Source organism: Streptomyces sp. PA03-3a (assembly GCF_033792735.1).
Classification (GTDB): Bacteria; Actinomycetota; Actinomycetes; order Streptomycetales; family Streptomycetaceae; genus Actinacidiphila.
In genome coordinates, this window is sequence record NZ_JARAVM010000099.1 from 1 (window position 1) to 649 (window position 649).

Genomic DNA, 649 nt, shown 5'->3' on the forward strand with positions numbered 1-649 from the left:
CGACGCTCCCACGGCTTGTAGGCACACGGTTTCAGGTACTATTTCACTCCGCTCCCGCGGTACTTTTCACCATTCCCTCACGGTACTATCCGCTATCGGTCACCAGGGAATATTTAGGCTTAGCGGGTGGTCCCGCCAGATTCACACGGGATTTCTCGGGCCCCGTGCTACTTGGGTGTCGTACAAGCAAGCCGCTAATGTTTCAGCTACGGGGGTCTTACCCTCTACGCCGGACCTTTCGCATGTCCTTCGCCTACATCAACGGTTTCTGACTCGCCCAGCCGCCGGCAGACGACTGAAGTACGATCCCACAACCCCACATGCGCAACCCCTGCCGGGTATCACACGCATACGGTTTGGCCTCATCCGGTTTCGCTCGCCACTACTCCCGGAATCACGGTTGTTTTCTCTTCCTGCGGGTACTGAGATGTTTCACTTCCCCGCGTTCCCTCCACACTGCCTATGTGTTCAGCAGCGGGTGACAGCCCATGACGACTGCCGGGTTTCCCCATTCGGACACCCCCGGATCAAAGCTCGGTTGACAGCTCCCCGGGGCCTATCGTGGCCTCCCACGTCCTTCATCGGTTCCTGGTGCCAAGGCATCCACCGTGCGCCCTTAAAAACTTGGCCACAGATGCTCGCGTCCACT

General features: G+C 58.7%; 1 rRNA gene. It reads right to left on the reverse strand.

The window, feature by feature from the left end:
* Positions 1 to 630: ribosomal RNA gene (locus tag PV342_RS40935) — 23S ribosomal RNA — on the reverse strand; the annotation flags it as partial.
* Between the last annotated feature and the right edge of the window lie 19 nt (positions 631 to 649).